Consider the following 4637-nt stretch of genomic DNA (forward strand, 5'->3'; position numbering starts at 1 on the left):
TCGACCTTCCTTTTCTGTCGTTTGGACGAAGCCGTTCGTCTTGACCTTATGTCTCGTCTTAGCGCTCGCTACGGCGTCCCTCTTCACGGGCGTCTACGAACTACGGAGTGCCGCGAACGATTTCGATATGTTCTGGATCACGCGCGTTCCGCGGACGCTCGCCTTGATGCTGACCGGTGCTGCGATGGCGATGGCAGGACTTGTCATGCAACTGATCACCCAAAACCGGCTCGTTGAACCAACGACGACGGGAACGATCGAATGGGCAGGACTCGGACTGTTAGCCGTTTACTTACTCGTTCCGGCACCGTCGCTAATGATGCGGATGACCGGTGCTATTCTTTTTGCATTCATCGGGACGATGGTCTTCTTCTGGTTTCTCCGTTCGGTCCGACTGCGTTCATCGTTGATCGTCCCAATCATCGGTCTGATGCTCGGAGCCGTCATCTCTGCGATTTCGACGTTCCTCGGCTTGTTCTTCCGTGCCAGTCAGGCAATCGAAGGCTGGTTCGTCGGTTCGTTCGCGTCCGTTCAGATCGGTCGCTACGAGTATCTCTGGATTATCATCGGAGTCACGGTCTGTATCTTCTTCCTTGCGAGTCGCTTGACGCTCGTTGGGCTTGGCGAAGACATCGCGACGAGTCTCGGTGTCAACTACAACCGGCTGATGCTGATTGCGACCGGACTAATTGCCCTATCCGTCGGTGTCGTCGCGACTGTCATTGGCAATTTGCCCTTCCTCGGCTTGATCGTTCCGAACATCGTCTCGATGTTTCGCGGTGACGATCTTCGTAGTAATTTGCCGTGGGTCTGTCTGATTGGCATGGCAACGATTCTAATTAGTGATCTGATTTCACGCACGATCATCCGCCCGTTTGAACTGCCGGTCTCCTTGATTCTCGGAACGGTCGGAGCAGCCGTCTTCATCATCATTCTGTTACGTCGGCGGAAGACTGGAGGTGTCAGATGAGTACCGCGATTAGACAACAAGAACATACAAGAAATCAACCGAGCGTTACACGTGAAACCAATCGCCGGGCGTCTGCCTTTCAGTCGAAACGACTCGAGCGCTGCTACTGGATTCTCCTCATCCTGTTCCTTAGCGGCGGAGTGTTCAGTACGATTGGTCTCTTGCTCTACAATAATCCGGTTCCGGTTGATTCTCCGTCCTTTTGGCCGGTCGTCGAACGCCGGATCACGGCAGTCATCACGATGGCGATTGCAGCAATTTGCCAAAGTCTCGCGACCGTCGCCTTTCATTCGATCACGAGCAACCGAATCATCACACCGTCCCTGCTTGGTTTTGATGCCCTTTACTCAACGATCCAGACATCGATGATCTTTTTCTTCGGTGCGGGAGCACTCGTTGGCTTTACCGGCACGAGCTCCTTTTTGACACAGGTCGCGATCATGCTCGCGATGAGCCTCTTGTTATACGGATGGTTATTGTCTGGTAAGTACGCGAACTTGCAATTGATGTTACTCGTCGGAATCATTCTCGGTACTGGTCTCAACTCGCTGTCGTCATTCATGCGAAAGATGCTCGCGCCGTCCGAGTTCGATATCTTACAAGCGCGCCTGTTCGGTTCGGTCACGAATGCCGACGCAGCTTACTTCCCGATCGTCATTCCGGTCGTCCTCGTCGTTGGTCTGTTGCTCTACTTTTCGTCCGGACGACTCAACGTCGTCGCACTCGGAAAAGAGGTCGCGACATCGTTCGGTGTCAATCATCGCGGCAGTGTCATCTACTTCTTGATTTTGATTTCACTCCTGATGTCGATGTCGACGGCTCTGATCGGACCATTGACGTTCTTTGGTTTCTTAGTGGCGACGCTCAGCTATCAAGTCGCTGCGACATACGATCATAAATATGTTTTCCCGATGGCATTCGCAATCGGCTTCTTCGTTTTAACGACTGCCTATTTCTTCATGTATCACATTTTCAACACGCCAAGCGTCGTCTCCGTCATCATCGAACTGTTCGGCGGGCTGATTTTCCTTATCGTGTTGCTTAGAAAGAGGTCCCTATGATATCACTCGAACAAGTTAAAAAATCGTATACAGACGATGTCAGAATCGGTCCAATCGACTTAACGATTCCAAAAGGCGGTTTCACGGCTTTGATTGGTCCAAACGGCGCTGGCAAGTCGACGACGTTGATGATGATCGGCCGTTTGCTTGATCTCGATGCCGGACAGATCGAAGTCGCCGGGATGGACGTGACAAGTAGCAAATCGAAAGACTTAGCAAAGATCATCACCATCCTGCGACAGGAAAATCATTTCGTGACCCGGCTGACAGTCCGGCAGCTCGTCGGCTTCGGACGGTTCCCTTACTCGAATGGTCGCTTGACGGCTGACGACGAAACGATCATCTCGAAATACATCGATTTTCTCGAGCTGACGTCGCTTGAGAACCGCTACCTCGACGAATTATCGGGCGGACAGCGACAACGGGCCTATGTCGCGATGGTACTTTGCCAGGAAACGGAATACATTCTACTCGACGAACCCCTCAATAATCTCGATATCGCCCGTTCGGTCCAGATGATGGGGTACCTGCGACACGTCGCTGATACGTTTGGACGGACGATCATCACCGTCTTACACGATATCAATTTTGCTGCGAAATACGCTGATCACATCTGTGCGATGAAGGACGGACAAATTGCTGCATTCGGAACAGTCGCCGAAGTCATGAATGAAGCGCTATTATCCGAGATTTTCGAGACACGGCTTGAGATCATCGAAGGTCCGTATGGTCCAATTGCTGTGTATTGATACTTTATATAGAAGAGAGGAATGAACGATGCAGATCGATTGGCTACCACTAGAACAAGTAACGCAAGAAGGCGAACACACCTACACGTTTCATTTGAAACGCCCGGATGATTTCGTTTGGGAGGAAGGCGCACACACGCATATGGCACTGGAAGGTTTTAATGCAGGCGAAAAGCCGAACCGCAGTCTGATCCGGCATATGTCGATCTCGACGCTCCCTCATGAAGGAACGATCGGGATCACGACACGGATCAAACCGGAATGTTCCGTCTTTAAGCAGACACTTCAGCAACTAAAAATGGGTGAGAAGATTGCTTTGTTTAAGACGCATTCGAATATTCCACTGCGTCGGGAAGGTCGTACAGTGTACTTACTCTCAGCAGGCGTTGGTTTGGCAACGTTTCGTCCAATCATCTTGCAATATCAGACTGACAAAAATGGCATTCCGCACATGCACTCGTTGAACGTTGATTCTGCGCGAACTGAACTATTCAAAACTCAGCTTCTTTCACATGAGCAGTTTAGCCCTGCTTATGTCGAAAATCGCTCTGCTTACTACGATGCTGTCAAAGCGATGACAGCGGACAAGGAAGGTTTGTTCTACATCGTTGGTAGTGATGAATTTCTCCGAGATACGATTAACGTGTTACAAGGTGCTAACATTCCAAAGGCTCAGATTATGATTGATAAACGCCAAGACCAATTGGATACGTTTTTGGCATGAAGAAGACCGGGACATTCACACTGTCCCGGTCTCTTTTTGTATGACGAACAAAGGATCACTTATCCGAAAATAAATACAATGGGTAAGAATAATCCGCTCATCAAGAGCATCCCTACTATAACAGCGATACTCGATTTGAAAACCGACAACGTTTCGTCCTCTAAAGGCTGAAGCCGTTTTATAGGAATGAGCATGGTCAATGAAGCAACGACTAATGCTAGTGGCTCAAGAATCGTTCGGCTCATCGAAAAGAACAAATCGATCATTAAAAAGACATTCAATACAAAGAAAAATCCTAATAACCGAATAATCATGGCTTTATTCATATGTACTCCTTCATAGCTACTATCTATTTGGATTGTTTCTTGAAACAGAATGCACTCTAATCATAGCGCTTCAAAGAATAATTTTGGAAACGCATTCAAATAACTGGTGATTTGATATCGTTGTAAGTCATACTGACAGTAGGTATTAGAAAAGGAGTGTTGAAGATGGAATACAAAAAAGGACTCGAAGGCGTCATTGCTGCTGAAACACAAATCGGTTTAGTCGATGGAACATTAGGTCATCTTATCTATCGTGGACACTGGGCAAAGGAACTCGCATTATCTTATTCATTCGAAGAAGTGGCGTATTTCATCTGGAACGGTGCGTTCCCGACTGAATCGGAACTTTTGACATTCAAGGAACAGATGACAAGCTATCGTGAACTTCCTTCTTACGTAAAGACGATTCTCGATACATTGCCGAACGAGATGGATGTCATGAGCACGATGCGCACGGCAATCTCTGCGCTTGGTACACCCGCTTTCGCTTGGCCACCAACAATCGATCAAGCGATGCACTTAACGGCACTCTTACCAACAATCATCGCCTATAAGTATCAAAAAAATCAAGGCGCTGACTTCATCGAACCGAATCCGGAACTTGATCACGTCGCGAATTATATCTATATGATCAAGGGACACTTACCAAGTGACGTTGAGATCAAAGCACTGACAGCGTATCTGATCTTAACAATCGAACACGGCATGAATGCTTCGACGTTCGCTTCTCGTGTCGTTGTCTCGACGGAATCGGAAATGATTTCCGGCGTCTGTGCCGCGATCGGATCCATGAAAGGACCACTTCAT

Annotated in this window: 6 protein-coding genes; 5 read left to right on the forward strand and 1 reads right to left on the reverse strand. The window is 48.6% G+C overall.

Annotated features, from left to right (window positions below):
* The 4 genes from B2751_RS11635 to B2751_RS11650 all read left to right on the forward strand — a co-directional run.
* The coding region (locus tag B2751_RS11635) for an ABC transporter permease (RefSeq protein WP_290774892.1) at positions 1-970 on the forward strand (970 nt) is incomplete at its 5' end.
* Positions 967-2031 (forward strand): iron chelate uptake ABC transporter family permease subunit, encoded by a 1065-nt coding sequence (locus B2751_RS11640; RefSeq protein WP_290774895.1) that lies wholly within the window; start codon positions 967-969, stop codon positions 2029-2031. The genes B2751_RS11635 and B2751_RS11640, both read left to right, overlap by 4 nt.
* Positions 2028-2780 (forward strand): ABC transporter ATP-binding protein, encoded by a 753-nt coding sequence (locus B2751_RS11645; protein WP_290749668.1) that lies wholly within the window; start codon positions 2028-2030, stop codon positions 2778-2780. Before B2751_RS11640 ends, B2751_RS11645 begins: the two co-directional genes overlap by 4 nt.
* 28 nt (positions 2781-2808) lie before the next feature.
* Positions 2809-3504 (forward strand): dihydropteridine reductase, encoded by a 696-nt coding sequence (locus B2751_RS11650; RefSeq protein WP_290774897.1) that lies wholly within the window; start codon positions 2809-2811, stop codon positions 3502-3504.
* 59 nt (positions 3505-3563) lie between these two features.
* Here B2751_RS11650 and B2751_RS11655 read toward each other — a convergent pair whose 3' ends face one another.
* Positions 3564-3830: a hypothetical protein gene (locus B2751_RS11655; RefSeq protein WP_290774899.1), complete on the reverse strand. Its 267-nt coding sequence runs from the start codon at positions 3828-3830 to the stop codon at positions 3564-3566.
* A 165-nt stretch (positions 3831-3995) separates the two neighbouring features.
* Here B2751_RS11655 and B2751_RS11660 point away from each other — a divergent pair.
* The coding region (locus B2751_RS11660; protein ID WP_290774901.1) for a citrate/2-methylcitrate synthase at positions 3996-4637 on the forward strand (642 nt) is incomplete at its 3' end.

It is taken from the genome of Exiguobacterium sp. UBA6282, from assembly GCF_002440475.1.
In the GTDB taxonomy this organism is placed as follows: Bacteria; Bacillota; Bacilli; order Exiguobacteriales; family Exiguobacteriaceae; genus Exiguobacterium_A.

Excerpts from the sequence above, each read along its gene's own strand:
- B2751_RS11640 (WP_290774895.1), top strand. The coding sequence starts at position 967 with ATGAGTACCGCGATTAGACAACAAGAACATACAAGAAATCAACCGAGC.
- B2751_RS11655 (WP_290774899.1), bottom strand. The coding sequence starts at position 3,830 with ATGAATAAAGCCATGATTATTCGGTTATTAGGATTTTTCTTTGTATTG.
- B2751_RS11645 (WP_290749668.1), top strand. The coding sequence starts at position 2,028 with ATGATATCACTCGAACAAGTTAAAAAATCGTATACAGACGATGTCAGA.
- B2751_RS11650 (WP_290774897.1), top strand. The coding sequence starts at position 2,809 with ATGCAGATCGATTGGCTACCACTAGAACAAGTAACGCAAGAAGGCGAA.